The 22,079-nt window shown below is 54.1% G+C and carries 21 protein-coding genes; 14 read left to right on the top strand and 7 right to left on the bottom strand.

All coding sequences use genetic code 11. From position 1 onward, the window contains the following. The gene (locus tag NOM06_RS17580) at positions 1–582 is read left to right on the top strand and encodes a YgjV family protein (protein WP_255912562.1); all 582 of its coding nucleotides are present in this window, start codon (positions 1–3) and stop codon (positions 580–582) included. Between the two features lie 70 nt (positions 583–652). Here the strand turns inward: NOM06_RS17580 and kdgR are convergent, their stop codons facing one another. Next, positions 653–1,447, bottom strand: coding sequence for a DNA-binding transcriptional regulator KdgR (gene kdgR / locus NOM06_RS17575; RefSeq protein WP_255912560.1), 795 nt, complete (start codon positions 1,445–1,447; stop codon positions 653–655). A gap of 249 nt (positions 1,448–1,696) precedes the next feature. On the opposite strand from kdgR, the gene NOM06_RS17570 reads away from it, so the two are divergent. From NOM06_RS17570 to NOM06_RS17550, 5 genes are all read left to right on the top strand, one after another. Continuing rightward, positions 1,697–2,656, top strand: coding sequence for a sugar kinase (locus tag NOM06_RS17570; protein ID WP_042657844.1), 960 nt, complete (start codon positions 1,697–1,699; stop codon positions 2,654–2,656). After that, positions 2,640–3,260: a bifunctional 4-hydroxy-2-oxoglutarate aldolase/2-dehydro-3-deoxy-phosphogluconate aldolase gene (locus NOM06_RS17565; RefSeq protein ID WP_042056848.1), complete on the top strand. Its 621-nt coding sequence runs from the start codon at positions 2,640–2,642 to the stop codon at positions 3,258–3,260. The genes NOM06_RS17570 and NOM06_RS17565 overlap by 17 nt, the downstream gene beginning before the upstream one ends. 135 nt (positions 3,261–3,395) lie before the next feature. Continuing rightward, the gene (locus tag NOM06_RS17560; RefSeq protein ID WP_255912558.1) at positions 3,396–3,869 is read left to right on the top strand and encodes a YhcH/YjgK/YiaL family protein; all 474 of its coding nucleotides are present in this window, start codon (positions 3,396–3,398) and stop codon (positions 3,867–3,869) included. Positions 3,870–3,932: 63 nt separating this feature from the next. Further along, entirely contained in the window at positions 3,933–4,928 is a 996-nt protein-coding gene (gene kdgT, locus NOM06_RS17555; RefSeq protein WP_255912557.1) for a 2-keto-3-deoxygluconate transporter, read from the top strand. A gap of 549 nt (positions 4,929–5,477) precedes the next feature. Next, on the top strand, positions 5,478–6,602 hold the full coding sequence (locus NOM06_RS17550) for an HD-GYP domain-containing protein (RefSeq protein WP_216979177.1): 1,125 nt from the start codon (positions 5,478–5,480) through the stop codon (positions 6,600–6,602). Positions 6,603–6,768: 166 nt separating this feature from the next. Here the strand turns inward: NOM06_RS17550 and NOM06_RS17545 are convergent, their stop codons facing one another. The 6 genes from NOM06_RS17545 to NOM06_RS17520 all read right to left on the bottom strand — a co-directional run bounded on the left by NOM06_RS17545 (position 6,769) and on the right by NOM06_RS17520 (position 10,841). Further along, the gene (locus NOM06_RS17545; RefSeq protein ID WP_128836170.1) at positions 6,769–6,954 is read right to left on the bottom strand and encodes a hypothetical protein; all 186 of its coding nucleotides are present in this window, start codon (positions 6,952–6,954) and stop codon (positions 6,769–6,771) included. 42 nt (positions 6,955–6,996) lie between these two features. Then, positions 6,997–7,578 (bottom strand): NifB/NifX family molybdenum-iron cluster-binding protein, encoded by a 582-nt coding sequence (locus NOM06_RS17540; protein ID WP_255912556.1) that lies wholly within the window; start codon positions 7,576–7,578, stop codon positions 6,997–6,999. Then, the gene (locus tag NOM06_RS17535; protein WP_255912555.1) at positions 7,575–7,889 is read right to left on the bottom strand and encodes a DUF134 domain-containing protein; all 315 of its coding nucleotides are present in this window, start codon (positions 7,887–7,889) and stop codon (positions 7,575–7,577) included. The genes NOM06_RS17540 and NOM06_RS17535 overlap by 4 nt, the downstream gene beginning before the upstream one ends. 223 nt (positions 7,890–8,112) lie before the next feature. Next, positions 8,113–9,294: a dicarboxylate/amino acid:cation symporter gene (locus NOM06_RS17530; RefSeq protein ID WP_255912554.1), complete on the bottom strand. Its 1,182-nt coding sequence runs from the start codon at positions 9,292–9,294 to the stop codon at positions 8,113–8,115. Between the two features lie 286 nt (positions 9,295–9,580). Then, positions 9,581–10,102, bottom strand: a complete 522-nt coding sequence (locus tag NOM06_RS17525; RefSeq protein ID WP_255912553.1) for a hypothetical protein — start codon at positions 10,100–10,102, stop codon at positions 9,581–9,583. 100 nt (positions 10,103–10,202) lie between these two features. Beyond that, complete coding sequence (locus NOM06_RS17520) at positions 10,203–10,841, bottom strand: TetR family transcriptional regulator (protein ID WP_255912552.1); 639 nt, start codon at positions 10,839–10,841, stop codon at positions 10,203–10,205. Positions 10,842–10,981: 140 nt separating this feature from the next. Between NOM06_RS17520 and NOM06_RS17515 the strand changes: the two genes are divergently transcribed. The 8 genes from NOM06_RS17515 (at position 10,982) to NOM06_RS17480 (ending at position 22,067) form a co-directional block, all read left to right on the top strand. Next, positions 10,982–12,172, top strand: coding sequence for an efflux RND transporter periplasmic adaptor subunit (locus tag NOM06_RS17515; protein ID WP_255912551.1), 1,191 nt, complete (start codon positions 10,982–10,984; stop codon positions 12,170–12,172). Between the two features lie 17 nt (positions 12,173–12,189). Next, the gene (locus NOM06_RS17510) at positions 12,190–15,339 is read left to right on the top strand and encodes an efflux RND transporter permease subunit (RefSeq protein WP_255912549.1); all 3,150 of its coding nucleotides are present in this window, start codon (positions 12,190–12,192) and stop codon (positions 15,337–15,339) included. Between the two features lie 581 nt (positions 15,340–15,920). Beyond that, a complete protein-coding gene (rfbB, locus tag NOM06_RS17505) occupies positions 15,921–17,006 on the top strand; it encodes a dTDP-glucose 4,6-dehydratase (RefSeq protein WP_255912547.1) in 1,086 nt (361 codons plus the stop codon). Beyond that, a complete protein-coding gene (gene rfbD / locus NOM06_RS17500) occupies positions 17,006–17,893 on the top strand; it encodes a dTDP-4-dehydrorhamnose reductase (RefSeq protein WP_255912545.1) in 888 nt (295 codons plus the stop codon). Before rfbB ends, rfbD begins: the two co-directional genes overlap by 1 nt. A gap of 112 nt (positions 17,894–18,005) precedes the next feature. Then, positions 18,006–18,884 (top strand): glucose-1-phosphate thymidylyltransferase RfbA, encoded by an 879-nt coding sequence (gene rfbA, locus NOM06_RS17495; RefSeq protein WP_139733907.1) that lies wholly within the window; start codon positions 18,006–18,008, stop codon positions 18,882–18,884. A gap of 63 nt (positions 18,885–18,947) precedes the next feature. Beyond that, entirely contained in the window at positions 18,948–19,496 is a 549-nt protein-coding gene (gene rfbC / locus NOM06_RS17490; protein ID WP_255912544.1) for a dTDP-4-dehydrorhamnose 3,5-epimerase, read from the top strand. 43 nt (positions 19,497–19,539) lie between these two features. Further along, a complete protein-coding gene (locus tag NOM06_RS17485) occupies positions 19,540–21,057 on the top strand; it encodes a hypothetical protein (RefSeq protein ID WP_255912543.1) in 1,518 nt (505 codons plus the stop codon). A gap of 2 nt (positions 21,058–21,059) precedes the next feature. Further along, positions 21,060–22,067, top strand: coding sequence for a glycosyltransferase family A protein (locus NOM06_RS17480; protein ID WP_255912542.1), 1,008 nt, complete (start codon positions 21,060–21,062; stop codon positions 22,065–22,067). Positions 22,068–22,079: the final 12 nt, after the last annotated feature.

Below are 22,079 nucleotides of genomic sequence, written 5' to 3'. Positions count from 1 at the left end.
ATGCAACAAGGCGCCAATGGCGCCTTTTTTGTTCAATCCTGTTACGGAATTTACCCTATGCATCTTGATGCACCTTGGCTGGCCCAGCTCCTTGGGTTGCTGGCTTGCGCTATCGGTGCCACCGCTTTTTTGCAACACCAGGATCAGAAATTGCGGCGGCACCTGACTCTTAATGGGGTACTTTTGGCTCTGCATTTTATGATGCTCGGTGCGACGGTCGCCGCCATAAACTGCCTGCTGTGTGCAGTCCGCACGTGGGTTTCCGGGTACCACCGAACGTTAAGTGTCATGTGGAGCTTTATTGTGTTCGTTTGGGTGCTGGTGCTTCCTCAGCTGGAACACCCCATGCAATTGCTCACCCTGACGGGGACCACGTTGAGTACCTATGCCCTGTTCAGATTGGATGGACTACCACTGCGAGGGTGCATGCTGGTCAGCAGTCTCTGTTGGGTTGTACACAACCTCTGGGCTGGTTCGATTGGCGGGAGTCTGTTAGAGGGGATGTTCTTCGTCATCAATGGCTACACCATGGTTTCCCTCTACCGACACCAAGGTGTAGCGCCGCTCGGTCGGGTTCGATAACCGGGAGCATTGAGTGGATGCCTGACTGGTATCCACTCATATGATGAGGCTAAGTAAGGCGCTTACGCTCTCAGTTTGAGGTAAAGGGATAGTCGTGATAGCCAAGCTCCGCCGAAATGCGGGCAGCAGCTTCATGTAGCAAACTAACAAGTTCGGCACGTTTGCTTTCTTCAAAACGGACTATCGGTAGTGACAAAGAGAGCCCGGTGATGATGCGCCCCATCCGGTTGTAGATAGGCACACCGAAGCAACGCAGCCCGTTCTCATTTTCTTCATTGTCTTCCGCATAGCCTTGCTCGCGCACCTGGGCCAGCTCCACCAACAGGGCATCAACATTGGCCAGGGTATGTTCGGTGAAGCGCTCAAACGTTACTCCGGCCAACATGCTCCGCACCTCTTCTTCTGGTAGCCAAGCCATCATTACCTTGCCAAGCGCGGTGCTGTAGAGTGGGCAGCGGCGACCGATACGGGAGTACATACGCAGATTGTATTCGGAGTCGATCTTGTGCAGATAGACGACACTGTTTTCATCTAGTGCCCCCAGGTGCAGCGTTTCTTTGGTCAACTTACCCAAACGGTGCATCTGGACATCAGCGATTTGGATCAAATCCTGGTGCTCCAGCGCTCTTCCACCCAGTTCGAAAAGCTTCAGACTAAGGGTGTACTTGTCAGTCTCCCCTTCCTGATTGACATAACCAAGCGTCTTCATTGTCTGCAAAAAACGATAAACAGTGCTTTTTGACATCATGATCCGCTGGGACAGCTCAGTCACTCCGATATCTTTTTGTTCACTCAAGGCCTGCAAGATACCGAACACTTTCAGTACTGACGAGACCGAATCCGGTGAGTTATCTACCGCTGACATCTATATCCCCTTATAAAATCTATCGTTTCATTATATTTGAAACAAGCGCGCAATCATAGCCAAGGTCGCAGCTACCTTACCTGATTACGGTATCAAACAGAACCATTTAAAACGCTTCTCACGCCGGGCATCCTCCTCAGGCTGAAGAACCTTTGCGTTCCGTCACAATTTAATGAAATGGCGTTTCAATTCATTTGATAGTTTCGTTTCATTAAATAGAATGAACCCATCATAAAAGTGGGAGGACATATGGCTATCAAGGTTGCCGTCATTGGCGAATGCATGATCGAGCTATCGGAGAGCAAGGTGAACATCGTCCGCCATTTCGGTGGAGATACGCTCAACACGGCTGTCTATCTGGCACGAGCCAACACTGAGCTGGCCGTACACTATGTGACCGCAATGGGAACCGATGCCATCAGCAATACCATGTTGCAGCAGTGGCAACAGGAAGGTGTCCATACCGATCTGGTGCAGCGTTTTGCTCACAAATTGCCCGGCCTCTACCTCATTGAAACTGACGAGCACGGCGAGCGGACCTTCCATTACTGGCGCAGCGATGCGGCTGCCCGTTACTGGTTGCAAGGCGATGAAGCGGAGCATATCTGCCAGCAATTGCACGAGTTCGACTACATCTATTTGAGTGGTATCAGCCTAGCCATCCTGTCCCAAGCGGACAGGGAAACCCTGCTGCAACGTCTTGCCGAGTGTCGCGCTGCCGGGGTGAAGATCGCCTTTGACAACAACTACCGGCCACGCCTTTGGGAAAGCCGCGAAGCGGCACAGCAGGCCTATCACGCCATGCTGACGCTGACTGACCTTGCTTTCCTGACACTCGATGACGAGTACGCCTTGTGGGGAGATAGCCAGGTTGATCAGACGCTGGCGCGGACTCAGGCCCTTGGAGTCAGTGAAATAGTTGTCAAACGTGGTGCAGAGTCCTGCCTCATCGTGCAGGACGAACGGTGCAATGAAGTTCCTGCCGTGTCACTGGCACAGACGCAGGTGATAGACACTACGGCGGCTGGTGACTCGTTCAGCGCAGGTTACCTTGCCAAACGACTGGCCAACGCCTCGGTAAACGACTCAGCACAATATGCCCATCGACTGGCGAGCACTGTTATTCAGCATCGCGGCGCCATCATCCCTTTGCTGGCGATGCCAGCCACCACCAATGCCAGTGAGGAATCCCATGTCAGTATTGCTTGAACAACTGTCCAGCCTGAAGATCATCCCCGTCATCGCTATCAAGAATGCCGATGATGCAGTGGCCCTTGGTCAGGCTTTGATGGACAACGGCATGCCGAGCGCGGAAATCACTTTCCGCACACCCGCTGCGGCCGATGCAATCCGTCAACTGCGAGCAGCCTTCCCCAACATGACCATCGGGGCGGGGACCGTGCTCACTACAGCCCAAGTGGATCAGGCTATAGAAGCAGGGGTGGATTTCATCGTCAGTCCAGGACTCAATCCACGGATCGTTCAGTATTGCCAGGCGCGAGGTGTACCTATCATCCCTGGAGTCAATAATCCCAGCCTGGTTGAGCAAGCAATGGAGCTTGGTCTGTATACACTCAAGTTCTTCCCGGCAGAGGCTTCCGGCGGGCTGGCCATGCTCAAGGCCCTAAGCGCCGTCTATCCCGTTACTTTTATGCCTACCGGCGGTATCAGCCCGAGTAATGTGAAGGATTATCTGGCCCAAGGGACAGTGTTTGCCTGCGGCGGTACCTGGATGGTCCCGGCTGATCTCATTGAGCGGCGGGAGTGGGACAAGATTGGCTCGCTTGCACGGGATGCCATGGCGGCACTTTAACCCTCATTCGGGCCTGGTGGCCGGGCCCATACCACAGATACGTAACGATAACTCCGATCTGACTCGCTCGATGGACGGCGCTCGCCTGCCTGTACCGACGATCAAGACGGACAACGCGACAAGGAAATCCGGCTCATGATCATCGGTAATATAAATCAACTCGCAATGGCGATGTTACCCACTCCGTTATTGCAGCTTTTACAAAGAGAAGAGTGCTCCCATCAGCATTTGCTGAGCCAGCAGGATGGAAAGTTCGAGATAATCGAGAATGACGTTTTTTATCTTATTTCAAGCCCAACAACTGCTCCTGAAGATTGTTTAAAAAGTGAATTTCATGATCAGTTTATCGATATTCAGATACTGTTGTGTGGCCAAGAGGTAATCGCTACCAGTGCAGCCATTACCTCTCCACATTCATATCAGGAAACCAAGCCTGACTTGATCTTCATTGACCAAGATGAGATTACCAATCGGATACTACTTGGAACGGGTGATTTTGCCATTTTTTATCCGGGTGAAGTTCATCGTCCGACTTGCCAAGTAAATACATCGAAAAAGATAAAAAAAGCCGTTTTCAAGGTCAGCAAAACGTGGCTGGCCAATCAATAAAACTATTAAAAATACAGAGTTGAAACTTTTTACGTTATTTCTTTTGTCATTATTGAGGTCTATATGAAAATCAAACAGACGTTGGATAAAATTCCGGGGGGGATCATGCTGATCCCGCTGCTTCTGGGCGCAACTTTAAATACATTTGCTCCCGGTACCGCAGAGTATTATGGCGGCTTCACCAAAGGGATCATCACAGGTACAGTGCCAATCTTGGCGGTCTGGTTCTTCTGTATCGGCGCTTCCATTAATCTCAAAGCCACCGGTACCGTGATCCGCAAATCCGGTGTACTGGTAGTCACCAAAATAGCAGTAGCCTGGTTGGTTGCTGTACTGGCATCCCAACTGCTACCCGAGCACGGTATTGAGGCCGGTCTGCTCGCGGGATTGTCCACTCTGGCTCTCGTCTCAGCTATGGATATGACTAACGGCGGTCTTTATGCCAGCCTGATGAACCAGTACGGCACCAAGGAAGAGTCCGGTGCGTTCGTGTTAATGTCTATCGAGTCCGGTCCTCTGATGACCATGGTTATCCTTGGTGCAACAGGGCTGGCCTCCTTCCAGGGACACCATTTTGTTGGGGCGGTCCTACCTTTCCTTATCGGTTTTGCTCTTGGTAATTTGGACTCTGATCTTAAGGAGTTCTTCAGTAAAGCCACCGGTACTCTGATCCCCTTCTTCGGTTTTGCACTGGGCAATACCATCAACTTCTCAGTCATCATAGAGACTGGGTTACTCGGAATTTTGCTTGGCTTGGCAGTGATTGTTATCACCGGGATCCCACTCATCTTCGCCGACAAGTGGCTGGCTGGTGGTAATGGTACTGCCGGGGTAGCGGCCTCTTCCACCGCCGGGGCTGCCGTTGCCAACCCGATGATAATCGCCCAGATGAACCCGGCGTTTGCACCGGTGGCTCAATCTGCAACCGCGCTGGTCGCAACCTGTGTGATCGTAACGGCTGTGCTAGTACCTATCCTTACTGCTATTTACAGTAAGAGGTTCTCGATTAAGGAAAATGTTATGGTCGACTCGATTCAAGCTACATCACGCAGTGCCTGACATGACCATTTAACTGTACCAAGTTTATTTTGTATATAATAAAGCCTCTGACATACCTCATGTCAGAGGCTTTATTTATTTTCACTACGTAGTGAAAAATTGCTGATGATAACGTTGATCTGCGAACCCTAAACTTAATTGTAAGTGCCAATGTGGAAAGTTTATTTCCCCCCTAGTGGTGGCTATTAATAACCAAGCGCTTTTGGGCAACCCAAGGAGACGAATCCTACTTTGGGGGCCTGTTTTGTGTTGGACATCGCTCAATCACTCTTAGGTGGCTCTTCTTTAAGGGCGCGGATTTTACCGGAATGGTTAACCAAAAACTATACAGCCAGCATGGCAGAACCGAACAATATCTCCGACCAGGCAAGATTGGGCCGCACCAACAGTCGCTGATGGCGTGCACTTGGTGGGGCTATTGCCTCTGCCGTGCAGGCTTGTTGTGGGGAAGCCGCTTTGTTGATTTTTCTGTCAATTTTGACGCTGTGGCGGGGAGAGCGTCAAAGGGAGTCACTATACTTCCATCACGGGGTCCCGTTGGAGAAGGCGATGGAAAGTTCATTTGGCGAAAAAATGCAGAGCGTACATGCCACGCTCAGGCAGCGCTTTGACAAGCTGAGTCGGGTAGCCATCGCGATTTACGATCCCCATACCGATCAGCTCAAGACCTTTGCTCACAGCACCGAGGGGCCCTCGCCACTGGTGCAGTATGAGGTGAAGCTGAGCGATGTTCCCTCCCTGAGTTATCTGGCGGAGCACAAGCAGCCCCGGGTGCTCGGCAATCTCGATGCCCTGCGTGGCTCTGCGTCGGAGCACAGCCGCAAGGTGCTGGAGGCGGGCTATGCCTCCAGCTATACCGAGCCGCTGCTGTTCAACAGCAAGCTGTTTGGTTTTCTGTTTTGCGATGCCATGGAGCCGGGATACTTCGAGGAGCCGATCCGCAGCGAGCTGTCGGCCTATGCCCAGGCGCTCTCGGCCATCATTGCGGTGGAGTTTTTCTCCATCCAGACCCTTGGCGGCGCGTTGACCACGGCGCGGGAGTTCAGCCGCTATCGGGATGAGGAGACCGCCAACCATCTGCACCGGATGTCGGCCTACTCTCGGCTGATTGCCAAGACGCTGGCCCCGACTTGCGGGCTGAGCGATGAGGAGGTGGAGTTTATCTACCTCTTCTCCGAGCTGCACGACATCGGCAAGATCGCGGTGCCGGATGCCATTTTGCTCAAGCCGGGCAAGCTGACGCCGGAAGAGTTCGAGATCATGAAGATCCACCCCGGCAAGGGGCGGGAGATGATCAGTCTGATGATCAACGAGTTTGGTCTCGATGGCATTCACCACACCGATATGCTGACCAATATCATCGCCAGCCATCACGAACGCTTTGACGGCACTGGCTATCCGCTGGGGCTGGCGGGGGAGGCGATCCCGCTGGCGGCGCGCATCGTGACGGTGGCTGATGTGTTTGATGCCCTGACCAGCGAGCGCCCCTACAAGAAGGCATGGCCGTTCGAGACGGCATTTGCCTATCTGGAGGAGCATGCCGGCAGTCAGTTTGATCCCGCCTGTGTCGCCGCAGCCCTGCACAACAAGGCCGAGTTTTATGCCATCTATCAGCAGTATCAGGATCCGGCCTGCACTCCGAGTGTGCCGGCCAGCGGCGCAGAGCCGGGTTGAGCGTGTGTGATAAGCTTAAGGGGCAATACGGAGGATCATGCATGAATGGAAAGCGTAACAAGAGAGGGGGCACCAGCAGGTGCCCCCTCTCTTTTATGCGCCTCTCGATTCCACGCGCCCTTATTTTGCCGACCTTCTATCTGCGGCTATGGCGGCTGCGCTCAGGTTACTGTTTGGGCGTCGGCTCGCTGATTTGGTAGAGGTGATCCGCGCAGGCACTGGAGCAGCCACAGGGACGTACCTCTTTATCTTCCCGTTTCTGGGCAAGCTGGTATTGGCGCCACCAGATGATGGTGCCCATGGCCAGGATCAGCACGAACGAGGCGAGCAGGCTCAACAACCAGATGGACATGATCTCTTCTCCTTGATGGTGATGACATGCACGGCGATGGCATCAGTGATGATGGCAGCAACCGCCCTGCTGGTTGGCGCCTTCACTGCCGTGGCAACAAGTATGGCCTTGTCGTGAGCTCTCTGCCTGATTGCCACTACTGGTGCAACAGTGATCGGAGCCACTGTTGCAACCACCATGACAATGGCTATGACTCTGGCCTGCGCCGACGGGCTGGATGGCACGGATCGCAGACTTGCTCTGATGACGGCGAGACGGACGCCCCTGACTGGCCTCGGTTAGAGGTTGCAGATTAGCGGGGGCCAGCAGCGCGGGCAGCGGCAGGCGGGCAGAGCGGCACTGCAGAACCCGGATATTGACCGCCAGCAGGCGACCCAGCATCCGCTCGCCGATATTGCGCACCACCACCTGACCCACCTGATGATGGGTGAGGGCGTCGAGCAGCGCTTGCTTGCCGTGGCAGCCTTCGGCGGCGGCCGGGTTAGCCAGGGTGGCGATAACGTTCCCTTCGGGGTTAAGAATTTGCAGCTGCTCGGCACGGGTAAAGTGGCCAGCCAGCAGCCCCTGACTCAGCATCAGGGCGCTGTTGCAGGGGTTGGTGGTCATGGTTGTGACAGCATTCATGTCGGCTCTTCTCCACTGGTTGGGTGGTCGGGCTCGGCGGGGTGCATCATCAATGCCTTGCCCAGACTCAGACATTCCACCACCTTGTAGCGCCCTTTTTTCAGGATATTGGCCAGGGTCTGGCGGGAAACCCCCATCACCAGGGCGGCCTCCTGCTGCTGCATTCCTTGAAGGTCGACGAGGCGCAGTGCCTCGAACTCGTCAGGGGCCAGCGTGACCTGTTCCAGCTGATGCATGGGGCGGCCGTTGGGTTTGAAGCAGCTGTTGGTGGGGCGGCCACAGATCTGGCGGGCAATCTTGGGTCTTGGCATGGTGGCTCCTAATTGGCATAAGCCATTTATACGCTCATATGTGGCATATGCCAATAATTTTGTCGGGTGTAGAGAGCTGCGCCAGTGCTATTCATGGTAGAGGGGGGCAAAGAGAGGGAGGAGGAACACGTACAAAAGCAGTGACGGTGGCAGAAACGACGCAGGCCCGAACATGGTTCGGGCCTGCGGTTTTGCAGAGGATGGTCGATCTATCCCGGCGAGCTTACGCCTGTTCGGCCTCGGCCACTGGAGCTGCGCTCTCGCTACCGTTGGCGAAGCGATCCGCCCACAGGGCAATCACGCCGTCACCGGTGACGTTGCAGGCGGTGCCGAAGCTGTCCTGCGCCAGATAGAGGGCGATCATCAGGGCGATGGAGGCTTCACCGAAACCGAGCATGGAGGTGAGCAGGCCCAGCGCCGACATCACGCCACCACCCGGCGCGCCCGGTGCGGCGATCATGATCACCCCCAGCATCATGATGAAGGGGAGCATGGTCTCGATGCCCGGAATGGCCAGATGCTCGGAGAGGAACATCACCGCGGTGGCGCAGGTGACCAGGGTAATGGTGGAGCCACAGAGGTGAATGGTGGCGCACAGCGGCACGGTAAAGTTGGCGATGCCGTCGCTCACCCCGTTGTTCTTGCTCGATTGCAGGGCAACCGGAATGGTGGCGGCGCTCGACATGGTACCCAGCGCGGTGAAGTAGGCCGGCAGCATGTTCTTGATGAGCTGGGCCGGTGAGCGGCCAAGGGCCAGACCGGTACCCACGAACAGCACGGAGAGCCAGATCCAGTGCATCAGGATGGCCATCACCAGTACCACGCCGAAGGTTTTCAGGGTGGCGAATACGGTGCCTTCTACCGTCATCTCGACAAAGACCCCGGCGATGTAGAACGGCAGCAGCGGGATGATCACCTTGGCCAGCAGGCGGTCGATGATGTCACGACCCTGATCGGCGACCCGGCGCAGATCGGTGGCCTGGGTGGCGCTGATGCCGATGCCGAACACAAAGGCGGCGGCCAGTGCCGACATCACGCCAAACAGCGGCGGGATCTCCAGATTGACGTAGGAGGCGAGCTTGACCGCCTCGGCGGTAGTGGGCTCGGCGGCTGTGGTCAGCTGCGGGATCAGGTGGCTCGCCACGGTAAAGGCGAACAGGCCCGCCAGAATGGTGGAGCAGTAGGAGAGGGCCACGGTTTTGCCCAGCAGCTTGCCGGAGTTCTTCGGCAGGCTGGCGATGCCGCTCATGATGAAGAAGAGGATGATGAGCGGAATGGTGAAGGTAATGAGCTGACCTATGACTGTCTTGGCCGTAAACAGCACGCGCGCCACCCACTCAGGGGCGTAGAGACCGAGCAAGAGACCGGCAAGGATGCCAGCAATGAGTTTGAGGACAAGTTTCATAAGGAAATCCGGTGTTGGTTGTATTGTCTGATTTGTTATTAAATTTCGATATTAATCACACTTTCTAACACAGAATCCGCATTATGTCTGTCTTGAATGGGTTAACGCCGAGTTAAATATTGTTAATGACTGTTTTTTCCGACCGGAAAACGCCCATATTTAAACGCGCAAGATACGGCATGGTGTGCTGTACATGGTGGGCTGACAGAGGGCGTACAGGGCCTCGGGGTTAGGACCTGCGCGGGGTAAAAGCGAGCGTCGTTAAGGGTTTAACCGGCGCAGCCAATCAAGCGATCGTGCGGGTCAGCAGCAGATAACTCAACGCTGCTGCGGATTGGGCAGGCTGCTCCGCGCAGATTGTCAGGGGGATCTCATCCTCTGTGAGTCGCTCGGCCAGCTGAGTCATGGCTGCCGCGAGATCGGTTGCAACCGGCAACGCCAGTAGCGCACCCGGTTTGAGCAGGGTGGCGAGATGGCGCAGGGTGTCAGTTGCTTTCTGCCCGGCAAGGTTGGTAGGGCGACTGAGCCAGATGCCGTCATAGGGGAGCACGCTGCGCATCCCCGCGATGGGGCAGACCCGCACGGCCTGACCCGAGCGGCGCGATGCGCTGCGGGCCAGCGCCAGCTCGGGTTCGCAGGCGGTGGCCCGAAAACCGCCATCACGCAGCCAGCAGAGATCCACCCCGTCGCCGCAGTCAAGGTTGAGCAGGTGGGCGCCAGCGGCCAGCCGGGCCGTAAAGGCGCTGTGCGCCGGAGTCAGGCTGGCGGAATGGGCGGTATCTGGGGTGATGGCGTCAGTGGATGTCACAGCAATGGTCTCGGGCCGAAGCGGCTACAGGGGGCGCTACCTTAGCAAATCGGGGGCTGCGCTGGCAAAGTGGCCTGCAAGTTGGCGCAGAGGGTGAACACTAGGAACGAACCGCCGGATTGCGAGGCTGGGTCAGCATGGTGAACATGCAGTCGAGCAGGTACTCCGACTCGGCCGCCAAATCGATCCGCTCCGGAAAGTGGAGCCAGTTGATGATGTAGCCATCGAGGGTACAGTGGAGCAGGGTGGAGGCTCGCCGCAGATCCAGATTGGCGGGCAGCTGTCCGCGCCGGATGGCGTTGGTGAGGGTGGTCTCCAGATCCCGGAAGAAGTTGCTGGACTGGCTGCGGATATGTTCGCGCAGGGAGATGGCTTCCCCCTCCAGCGATTCCAGATTGAAGAGGATGGTGAACATCTGCTGGTGGGCCTGATCCCGGGTGATGCGGGTCAGCACCTCTTTGAGGAAGTCGCGCAGCTTGCCGAGGGGGTCGGGCTCCTCTTCATTGACGCAGGCGTCGAGCTGATGGGCGAGGGGTTGGCAGAGCTCCTCCCAGAGGGAGAAGAAGAGCTCCTCCTTGTTTTTGAAGTGCCAGTAGATGGCCCCGCGGGTCAGGTCTGCCGCCCTGGCGATGTCGGTCAGGCTGGTCTTGGCCAGGCCCTGAGAGCAGAACAGATCCAGCGCCGTGCTCATGATGTGGCAGCGGGTTTGCTGCGCCTCTTCTTTGGTTCGTCTGGCCATCGAAATTTGTGCCTCATGCAAGCAAAAAGTCACTTACATACATTTATGAATGTATGTATATTGCCTCATCTTTCCGATTTTTACCAACAGGGCCCACGTGGCCCTGATTGTTCATTGACTGGCAAAGGCTCAGGTGTTTCATGCATAAACATATTCTTGCTCGTTCGGTAGGTCTTGCCCTGCTGGCAACAGGCTTGCTGGCAGGTTGTGGCGACAAGGGCGCGCCGCAGGGACAGGGGGGGATGCCTCCCGCGGCGGTTGACGTGGTGACCCTGCAGAGTGCTCCGCTGATGTTGACCACTGAATTGACCGGCCGCAGCGCCCCGCTGCGGGTGGCCGAAGTGCGCCCGCAGGTGGGTGGCATCATCCTCAAGCGCCTCTTTACCGAGGGAAGCGATGTGAAGGCTGGCGATCTGCTCTATCAGATCGATCCGGCTGTCTATCAGGCTGCCGTCGCCAGCGCCAAGGCCAATCTGGCCAAGGCGCAGGCCAACGAGCAGAGCGCCCGCCTCAAGGCCAAGCGCTATCAGGAGCTGCTCAAGGTCAACTCTATCAGCCGTCAGGACTATGACGATGCCGACGCCAGCTGGAAGCAGGCGCAGGCGGAGATCATGGCGAGCAAGGCGGCCCTGCGCACTGCCGAGATCAATCTGGGTTACACCCGCATCACGGCGCCTATCAGCGGCCGTATCGGTAAATCCGCTGTGACAGAGGGGGCGTTGGTGACCGCCCAGCAGGCTGACAGCCTGACAGCCATCCAGCAGCTCGACCCCATGTATGTCGATGTGCGTCAGTCCACGGCTGATCTGTTGCGCCTCAAACGACTGGTTGCCGAGGGCAAGCTGACTAAGGACGAGCAGAAAGGGGCCAAGGTAAGCTTCCAGCTGGAAGATGGCACCACTTATGGCGAAGAGGGCTCGCTGCAGTTCTCCGACGTCACCGTGGATGAGACCTCCGGCATGGTGACCCTGCGGGTGATTGTGCCCAACCCTCATCAGCTGCTGCTGCCCGGCATGTTTATGCGCGCCACCCTGCAAGAGGGGGAGCGGGCCAAAGGGCTGCTGGTGCCGCAAACTGCGGTGACCCGTACTCCCAACGGCGGTGCCACCGTGCTGGTAGTGACCGCTGACAACAAGGTGGAACTGCGCAACGTGCAGCTGAGCCGTGTCATCGGCAGCAACTGGGTGGTGGAGTCAGGGCTCACCACCGGCGAGCGGGTTATTGTGGCCGGGTTGCAGAAAGTGCGTCCGGGCGCCGTGGTCAATCCCGCTGAGCAAGGTGTCGATGCACCATCTGCTAAAGCTGCGTCCAACACCCCGGCCAACAAGTAGGATGGAGTAGTCGCTTCATGGCTCGATTTTTCATAGACAGACCCATTTTTGCCTGGGTGATCGCACTGGTGATCATGCTGGCGGGCAGCCTGGCCATCATCAAATTGCCGGTCGCCCAGTATCCGAGCATTGCGCCACCCGCTGTTGGTATTTCTGCCAGCTATCCGGGCGCATCCGCCAAAACGGTGGAGGACTCGGTAACCCAGATCATCGAACAGAACATGACGGGGCTGGATCACCTGCTCTACATGTCCTCCCAGTCCGACTCTGCCGGTCGGGTGTCGGTGACCCTGACCTTCCAGCCGGGGACCGATCCCGATATAGCCCAGGTGCAGGTGCAGAACAAGCTGCAGCAGGCGATGTCGCTGCTGCCGCAAGAGGTTCAGCAGCAGGGCATTCGGGTGCAGAAGACCTCCAGCAGCTTCCTGATGGTAGCCGCCTTCATCTCCAGCGATGGCTCGATGAACAACGACGATCTGGCGGACTATGTGGTCTCCAACATCAAGGAGCCACTGAGTCGTCTGGATGGGGTCGGGGATATCACCCTGTTCGGCAGCCAGTACTCCATGCGGATCTGGCTCGATCCCAACAAGCTCAACCGGGTGCAGATGACCCCGGGGGATGTGCAGGCGGCCATCAAGGCGCAAAACGCCCAGGTGGCGTTCGGCAAGCTGGGTGGCACCCCGTCGGTGGAAGATCAGCAGTTCACCGCCACCATCATGGGGCAGACCCGTCTCTCTACCGTGGAGCAGTTCAACGACATCCTGCTGCGGGTGAATCAGGATGGCTCCAAGGTGCGGCTGAAAGATGTGGCCCGGGTCGAGCTGGCGGGTGAAAGCTATGACGCCGATGCGCTCTACAACGGTCAGTCTACCGCCGCGGTCGCCATCAAGCTGGCGACCGGCGCCAACGCGCTGGATACCGCCGAGAAGGTGCGTGCCAAGCTCAATGAGCTGTCGGATTACTTCCCGGCCAATATGGAGATCGTCTACCCCTACGACACCACGCCGTTTGTGAAGATCTCCATTGAGGAGGTGGTGCAGACCCTGATCGAGGCGATCTTCCTGGTGTTCTGCGTCATGTATCTGTTCCTGCAGAACTTCCGTGCCACTCTGATCCCGACCATTGCGGTGCCTGTGGTGCTGCTCGGTACCTTCGGGGTGATGGCGGCGTTCGGCTTCTCCATCAACACCCTCACCATGTTCGGTATGGTGCTGGCCATCGGCCTGCTGGTGGATGACGCCATCGTGGTGGTGGAGAACGTGGAGCGGCTGATGAGCGAGGAGGATCTCTCCCCGCTGGAAGCGACCCGCAAGTCGATGACCCAGATCACCGGCGCGCTGGTGGGGATCGCCCTGGTGCTCTCCGCCGTGTTTGTGCCGATGGCTTTCTTCGGCGGCTCGACCGGTGCCATCTATCGCCAGTTCTCATTGACCATCGTCTCGGCCATGGTGCTGTCGGTGCTGGTGGCGTTGATCCTGACTCCGGCGCTCTGTGCCACCCTGCTCAAGCCGATGAAACATGGCGAGTTTGGGGCCAAGCGCGGCTTCTTTGGTTGGTTCAACCGCGCCTTTGATGCGGGTACCAACCGCTATCAGAGCGGTGTGCGCAAGGTGATCAAGCAGGGTGTGCGCTACAGCCTGATCTACGGCGCCATGCTGGCGGTACTGGCAGTGCTCTTTATGCGGATGCCCACCTCCTTCCTGCCGGAAGAGGATCAGGGGGTCATCATGTCCATGGTGCAACTGCCGGTGGGGGCGACCAAGCAGCGCACCGAGGTGGTGCTGGCGGATATGCGCGACTACTTCCTGAAAAACGAGAAGGATAACGTTGACTCCGTACTGACCGTATCGGGCTTCAGCTTCGCCGGTAGTGGCCAGAACGCGGGGATGGCCTTTATCAAGCTCAAGGACTGGAGCGAGCGCAAGAGCCCTGATCGCAGCGCCAATGCCATCATCGGCCGCGCCATGGGCTATCTGTTCAGCATCAAGGAGGCGCAAGTGTTCGCCTTCAACCTGCCTCCGATCCCGGAGCTGGGGACGGCGACCGGTTTTGACTTCTTCCTGCAGGATCGCGGCGGTATCGGTCACGACAAGCTGATGGCGGCGCGTAACCAGCTGCTCGGCATGGCGGCGCAGGATCCCACCCTGGTGCGAGTGCGCCCGAACGGGATGGAAGATACGCCGCAGCTTGATATCAAGATCGACTACGAGAAGGCGCTGGCGCAGGGGCTATCCATCGCGGATATCAACAACACCCTGGCTACCGCTTGGGGCTCTTCCTACGTCAATGACTTCGTTGACCGTGGCCGGATCAAGAAGGTCTACATGCAGGCGGATGCCCCCTTCCGGATGAACCCGGAAGATCTGAAACTCTGGTATGTGCGCAACAGTGCCGGTCAGATGGTGCCCTTCTCTGCCTTTGCCAGCACCGAGTGGAGCTTCGGCTCACCGCGTCTGGAGCGTTACAACGGCGTGCCGGCGATGGAGATCGTCGGTGAGGCGGCGCCCGGCAAGAGTACCGGTGATGCAATGGCTGCGATCGAGCAGATGGTGAAACAGCTGCCGGAAGGGGTGGGCATCGAGTGGACCGGGCTCTCCTTCCAGGAGCGTCAGGCCGGTTCGCAGGCACCTGCGCTCTACGCCATCTCCTTGTTGGTGGTGTTCCTCTGTCTGGCAGCCCTCTACGAGAGCTGGAGCATTCCGTTCTCGGTTATGCTGGTAGTACCGCTCGGGGTTCTGGGGGCCATTGTGGCTGCCACCTTGCGCGGGTTGGAGAACGACGTCTACTTCCAGGTGGGCTTGCTCACCACCATCGGCTTGTCGGCGAAGAACGCGATTTTGATCGTGGAATTTGCCAAAGAGCTCTATGACAAAGGGATGGGCTTGGGTGAGGCGGTGGTGGAGGCGGCACGCCTGCGTCTGCGTCCGATCCTGATGACCTCGCTCGCCTTTATCCTCGGTGTGTTGCCGCTGGTTATCAGCTCCGGTGCGGGCGCCAGCAGCCGTAACGCCATCGGGACCGGCGTGATGGGGGGGATGATCAGCGCCACCGTGCTGGCCATCTTCTTCGTGCCGCTCTTCTTTGTGTTGGTGATGCGCTACTTCACTAGCCACAAGAGTAAAGAGTCGCGCATGGCTGCAGCAGTTGAGTCAAAAGGTGACTGATGGCATGCAGGTTGAGCTAATTTGAACAGAGTCCAATAAATCGCCAGTCAGCTTTGGTTTGGCTGACAATCAAGCAGGGCAACCTCATGGGTTGCCCTGTTTTTTGTTCCAATCAGCAACCTTAGGTTGATTGTTAATCGCATGTTTGGTGGGGTCATACAGCTCTTCAGGTTTTCTATCGAATCTTGGTTAAAAACGAGATGCTGAAACATTTTTTGGTGTGCAGTCTTGTTGGAATCAAGATAGAATCTGCCGTTCTATCGGGCTGGTACTGTGAGCTTTTTTGCCATGCAAAGTTCTGTTTCGTAGTTTTACACGAAATGAAAACATGGTGATGCGCCATTAAAACATAACAATGCTGGAGGACATCATGACCAACAGCAAGCACAATCAGGTTAAAAGCAGCAAGCTGGGGGCTGTAACCCAGGGGCGGTAGCCATAGCATTTTTCGCTAATTTGATTGAATTGCACGCATCAATACACATTCTGGTGATGTTAAAAGACTCCTATGCGCGGTCTTGTATTTCTGGCTCAGCCCGTAACCGCATCCATATCAACTCCTCGCAAGAGAACACATATCTATGAAAATTCTCGTTACCGGTGGCGCAGGTTTTATCGGTTCTGCCGTGGTGCGCCATATCATCCGTGATACCCAAGATTCCGTTATCAATCTCGATAAGCTCACCTATGCTGGCAATCTCGAGTCCTTAGCCAGCGTATCGACAAGCGATCGTTATGCGTTTGAGCAAGTGGATATCTGCAATCGCGCCGAACTGGATCGGGTGTTTGCCCTGCACCAGCCGGATGCCGTGATGCATCTGGCCGCCGAGAGCCATGTTGACCGCTCCATTACAGGGCCGGCTGACTTTATCGAGACCAATATCGTCGGCACCTATATGTTGCTGGAAGCGGCTCGCGCCTACTGGAATAGTCTGGACGAGGCGCGCAAGGTGGCCTTCCGCTTCCACCATATCTCCACAGATGAGGTATATGGTGATCTGCCTCATCCCGATGAAGTCTCCGTCGGTGAACCATTGCCACTCTTTACCGAGACCACCCCCTACGCCCCCAGCAGCCCCTATTCTGCCTCCAAGGCTTCCAGCGACCATCTGGTGCGCGCCTGGCGCCGCACCTACGGTCTGCCGACCATTGTCACCAACTGCTCCAACAACTACGGCCCGTACCACTTCCCCGAGAAGCTGATCCCGCTGGTCATTCTTAACGCGCTGGATGGCAAGCCTTTACCTGTCTATGGCAAGGGCGACCAGATCCGTGACTGGCTCTATGTGGAAGATCACGCGCGTGCGCTCTACAAGGTGGTGACCACGGGCTTGGTGGGGGAGACCTACAACATCGGCGGTCATAACGAGAAGCAGAATCTGGAGGTGGTACACACCATCTGCGATCTGCTGGATGAAATGGTGCCGAAAGCGGGCTCTTACCGCGATCAAATCACCTATGTGGCGGATCGCCCCGGTCACGATCGCCGCTATGCCATCGATGCCAGCAAGATGAGCAGTGAGCTTGCTTGGCAACCGCAAGAAACGTTCGAGTCGGGCATTCGCAAAACCGTACAGTGGTATCTGGATAACCAGCAGTGGGTCAGCAACGTCAAGAGCGGTGCCTACCAATCCTGGATTGAGCAGAATTACGGGGAGCGTGCCTGATGCATATTCTGCTGTTTGGCAAAAACGGCCAAGTAGGCTGGGAGCTGCAACGCGCACTGGCGCCGCTCGGGCGCATCACTGCCGTTGATTTTGACTCCACCGACTATTGCGGTGATTTCAGCAATCCGGCAGGGGTGGCCGAAACGGTACGTCTGGTCAAGCCGGACGTGATTGTCAACGCCGCAGCCCACACCGCCGTCGACAAGGCCGAAAGCGAGCGGGAGTTTGCCGAGCTGCTCAATGCTACCAGTGTGGCAGCGATAGCCAAAGAAGCGGAAGCCTTGGGTGCCTGGTTGGTGCATTACTCCACCGACTATGTGTTCGATGGCAGCGGTGAGCGCCCCTGGGTGGAAACTGATGCGACCGCCCCGCTCAACGTCTACGGCGAAACCAAGCTTGCCGGGGAACAGGGGGCTGCTCTCTGCGCTCGTCACCTGATCTTCCGCACCAGCTGGGTTTACGCCGCTCGGGGTGCCAACTTTGCCAAGACCATGCTGCGCTTTGGCAAAGAGCGTAGCGAGATGTCAGTGATCAATGACCAGTTCGGCGCTCCGACCGGGGCCGAGTTGCTGGCCGATTGCACTGCCCATGCTCTCCGCGTGGCGCAGCGCAAACCCGAGGTCGCCGGGCTGTACCATCTGATTGCCTCCGGTACCACCACCTGGTTTGACTACGCCCAGCTGGTGTTTGCCAAAGCCAGAGAGGCTGGCGTTGAACTGGCGGTGACACAACTCAATGCAGTGCCGACCAGCGCCTTCCCGACTCCGGCAAAACGCCCCCATAATTCCCGCCTTGATACCGGCAAATTCCAGCGTACCTTCGAACTGGTGCTGCCGGAGTGGACCGTCGGTGTGGAGCGGATGTTGACCGAGATCCTCGGTAAGTAAAATACTGGCCTGGGATGTAGTGACTGCCTCCCTGGCTGGCAGGGATAAAACAGGAAGGTGTGGCCGCAAGCCACCTTTTTCTTTTACAATTTAAAAATAAGAAACAAGCATCATGACCAAACGTAAAGGCATTATTCTGGCCGGTGGCTCGGGCACCCGTCTCTATCCAGTCACCATGGCGGTGAGCAAGCAGCTGCTGCCCATCTATGACAAGCCGATGATCTACTACCCGCTCAGCACCCTGATGCTGGCGGGGATTCGCGATATTTTGATCATCAGCACGCCGCAAGATACTCCCCGCTTTGAGCAACTACTGGGTGACGGTAGCCAGTGGGGCCTGAATTTGCAGTACAAGGTGCAGCCAAGTCCGGACGGGTTGGCACAAGCCTTTATTCTGGGTGAAGAGTTTATCGGGTCAGACCCCTGTGCGCTGGTGCTGGGGGACAACATCTTCTACGGCCACGACCTGCAGAAGCAGTTGGCGGCGGCAGCGGCCAAAGAGAGTGGCGCTACCGTCTTTGCCTACCATGTGCATGACCCCGAGCGTTATGGGGTGGTGGAATTTGATAAAGAGGGTACCGCTATCTCTCTGGAAGAGAAGCCACTGGAGCCCAAGAGCAACTATGCGGTGACCGGCCTCTATTTCTACGACAACAGCGTGGTGGAGATCGCCAAGAGCCTGAAGCCATCGCCCCGTGGTGAGCTGGAAATTACCGATGTGAACCGTATCTACCTCGAGCAAGGCAATCTGTCGGTGGCCATGATGGGCCGTGGTTATGCCTGGCTGGATACCGGTACCCATGAAAGCCTGATTGAAGCGAGCAACTTTATTCAGACCATCGAGACCCGTCAGGGGTTGAAAGTGGCTTGTCCGGAAGAGATCGCCTATCGCCAGAAGTTTATCAGTGCCGACCAGATACGTGAGCTTGCTGCGCCATTGGCGAAGAATGCCTATGGACAATATTTGTTAAGAATGGTTGCCAAAGCCTGATGTGATATAGGGGGGAGGGAAGATGCTCCCCCCATAAAAATTGAATCAAATGTGGATAGATAGATGAATGTAATCAAGACAGCGATTCCTGACGTGCTTATTTTTGAACCAAAAGTATTTGGTGATGAGCGTGGTTTTTTCTTTGAGAGTTTCAACCACAAGTTGTTTGAAGAGGCGGTAGGATATCCGGTTAACTTTGTGCAGGATAATCATTCCAAATCCTCGAAAGGGGTGTTGCGTGGTTTGCACTATCAACTGCCTCCCCATGCCCAGGGCAAGCTGGTGCGTTGTGTTGCAGGTGAAGTGTTTGATGTGGCGGTAGATATCCGCAAAAGCTCACCGACCTTCGGCCAGTGGGTTGGCGTTCACTTGTCAGGTGAAAACAAGCGACAGTTATGGATCCCGGAAGGATTTGCACATGGCTTTGTTACCTTGAGCGACACTGCAGAGTTTTTGTACAAGACAACTAATTACTATGCACCACAATCTGAAGGCTCTATTTGTTGGGATGATCCGCAAGTAGGGATTGAGTGGCCGATTGAAAGTGAAGTTAGTCTATCGAAGAAAGATCAAGAAGCTGTTAGTCTGCGATTAGCTAGCGTGTTCGATTAATTTTAAAGCTAAAATTACCTCACCACAAAATAAAGGTTGACCATTGAGTGTTGAAAATAATAAAAAAATTCTTAGGAATACACTTTTTATGTATTTCAGAATGTTTTTTAGTCTTTTTGTTTCTCTCTACACGTCACGCGTAGTATTGCAAGAATTGGGGGTTGAAGATTTTGGCATCTATAGCGTGGTGGGCGGTGTTATTGCTTTGTTCTCATTCTTAAATGTATCGATGGGTACAGCTACCTCACGGTTCTTTAATTTTGAGATAGGCCAGAAGGGGGATATACAGACAGTTTTCACATCTGCTTTGATTATTCATTTATTTATTGCAATCTTAATTTTGTTAATCGGAGCGGGTTTAGGCTATAGTGTGATATTTGAATGCTTGAATATTGATGCCACACGCCTAGAGGCGGCAAAGTGGGTATATGGCCTTTCATTATTAACGGCATGCATGGCAGTGTTGCAAGTCCCATATTCGGCAATGATTGTCTCATATGAACACTTTAAAGCCTTCGCCTATTTAGATATATTTGCAGTTTTACTAAAACTAGGTATTGTTTATTGCCTAAGTATCTTAGATACAGACCGATTAATTACCTATGCAGCGTTAGTCTTTGGGGTGTCATGTATTATTTTTATTAGCAATATATGTTACGCAATGAAAAACTTTGACGTGAGTCATTTTAACCCCACTGTAAATAATAACCTGATCAAAAAAATGTTAAGTTTTTCTGGTTGGGATCTCTATGGTAACGCCAGCGTGTTAGCTCGCACACAAGGGGTTAATATACTGCTCAATATATTTTTTGGCGCGTTGCTCAATGCGGCCAGTGGCATTGCCATGCAGGTGCAAGGGGCTGTTATGTCGTTTGCAGCTAGTGCATTAGCTGCTGTTAGGCCACAAATAGTTAAAAGCTATGCGAGCGGTGATTACCAACGAACAACTTTTTTGGTAGTAAATGCAGCAAAGTTTACCTATTTTATTCTGTTAATGGTGTCATTACCATTGATATTAGAAATGAAATATATTCTAGCACTGTGGTTGGGAATTGTACCTACTTTTGCTGTGTTGTTTTGCCAATACATATTGGTTTTTAATTTTATAGCAAACTTATCTTCGGTTATCGTGAGCGCTATTCATGCAACAGGGCATATTAAAAGACCCAGCTTAATTAATGGTTCACTCTACTTGCTTGTGGTACCCATCACTTACGTGGCGTATCTGTACGATTACTCAGCACAAATAGCCTACCAAGTTAATATTGCTATGGCTATTATTGGTATGTTGTCTAACGCTTGGACGCTGAGTTTATTGCTGCCAAGCTTTTCATTTTTCAGCTTCATCAACAAAGTCGTATTGCCCTGTGCTGGTTGCACACTTTTAGTTGTCGCTGTGGTTTGGCTTGGCATGCAGCAATTTGAGCCAGGTTTTTACCGATTGTGTTTGGTTTCTCTTGCGTCAGTTCTAACAACGATTATTACTGGCTATTATTTTGCAATAGACTGCACACTGCGAAAAAATATCAATGATTTCATTTTAAATAAGATAAAGCGTTAGCCATGAATTTAAATAAAAAAGTCAGTGTAATTACTCCTTGCTTTAATGGCGAAAAATTTATCCATCGGCTATTAGATTCTGTGCTGATGCAAGATTACCCATGCATTGAAATGTGTGTGATAGATGATGGCTCAGTTGATAACTCCGCTCAAATTATTAAATCTTATATTCCACGTTTTTCAGCTAAAGGTTATCAATTAACCTATATTCATCAAAAAAATGCTGGTCAATCTGTTGCAATAAATAAAGGTTTGCAATGGATGACCGGCGATTACATTGTTTGGCCTGACAGTGATGATTTTTATGCTGTAGCGTCAGCCATTACTGAGTTGGTGCAGATTCTGGAAGCAAGTGATGAGCAAACCAGCATGGCTCGTTGCCATTGCACTTTGCTCGATGAAGAAACATTAAAACAAGTCGGGCAGTTTGCTGTTAACAAACACAACGATGACAAAACAGATCTTTTTGAAGATTGCTTATTTGCCAAAAATGGTTTTTGGTTTGTCCCAGGTAACTATATGGCAAAGGTTGCTTATTTGCGGAAAGTATTGCCGAATTTAACTATTTATACCGAAAAAAATGCAGGGCAAAATTGGCAATTAATGCTGCCATTATTGTATAACCGAAAATGTATAACAATTAAGCGCAATCTATATTCTGTTCTGGTTCGTGCTAATTCACATTCACGTGGCCAGTATTCAACTTATGAGCAAGTTGTTGAAAAGTATCAAGCTTATGAAAGAACCATTTTAAATGTACTTGATGGAATGAAATTAACGCAAGCAGAAAGGCAGTCTTATATTGATAAAATAAAGCAAAAGTATAATGTAGTTAGGTTGCAGGTGATGATTGATTTTGAAAAATTAAAAGAAGCAAAATTACTTTTTGATGAATTAACTGCATTAAATATGAAAGTACCAGCAAAAACATATATTAAATGTCAATTAATTAAATCCCCAAGCTTATATCACTTATTGAAGTGGATAGCTCGATGGGTAAGAAATGCGTAATGCTATTTATTA

This window comes from Aeromonas sp. JL9, from assembly GCF_024436075.1.
Lineage (GTDB): Bacteria > Pseudomonadota > Gammaproteobacteria > Enterobacterales > Aeromonadaceae > Aeromonas > Aeromonas veronii.
This window is presented reverse-complemented; position numbering and strand designations above follow the sequence as displayed.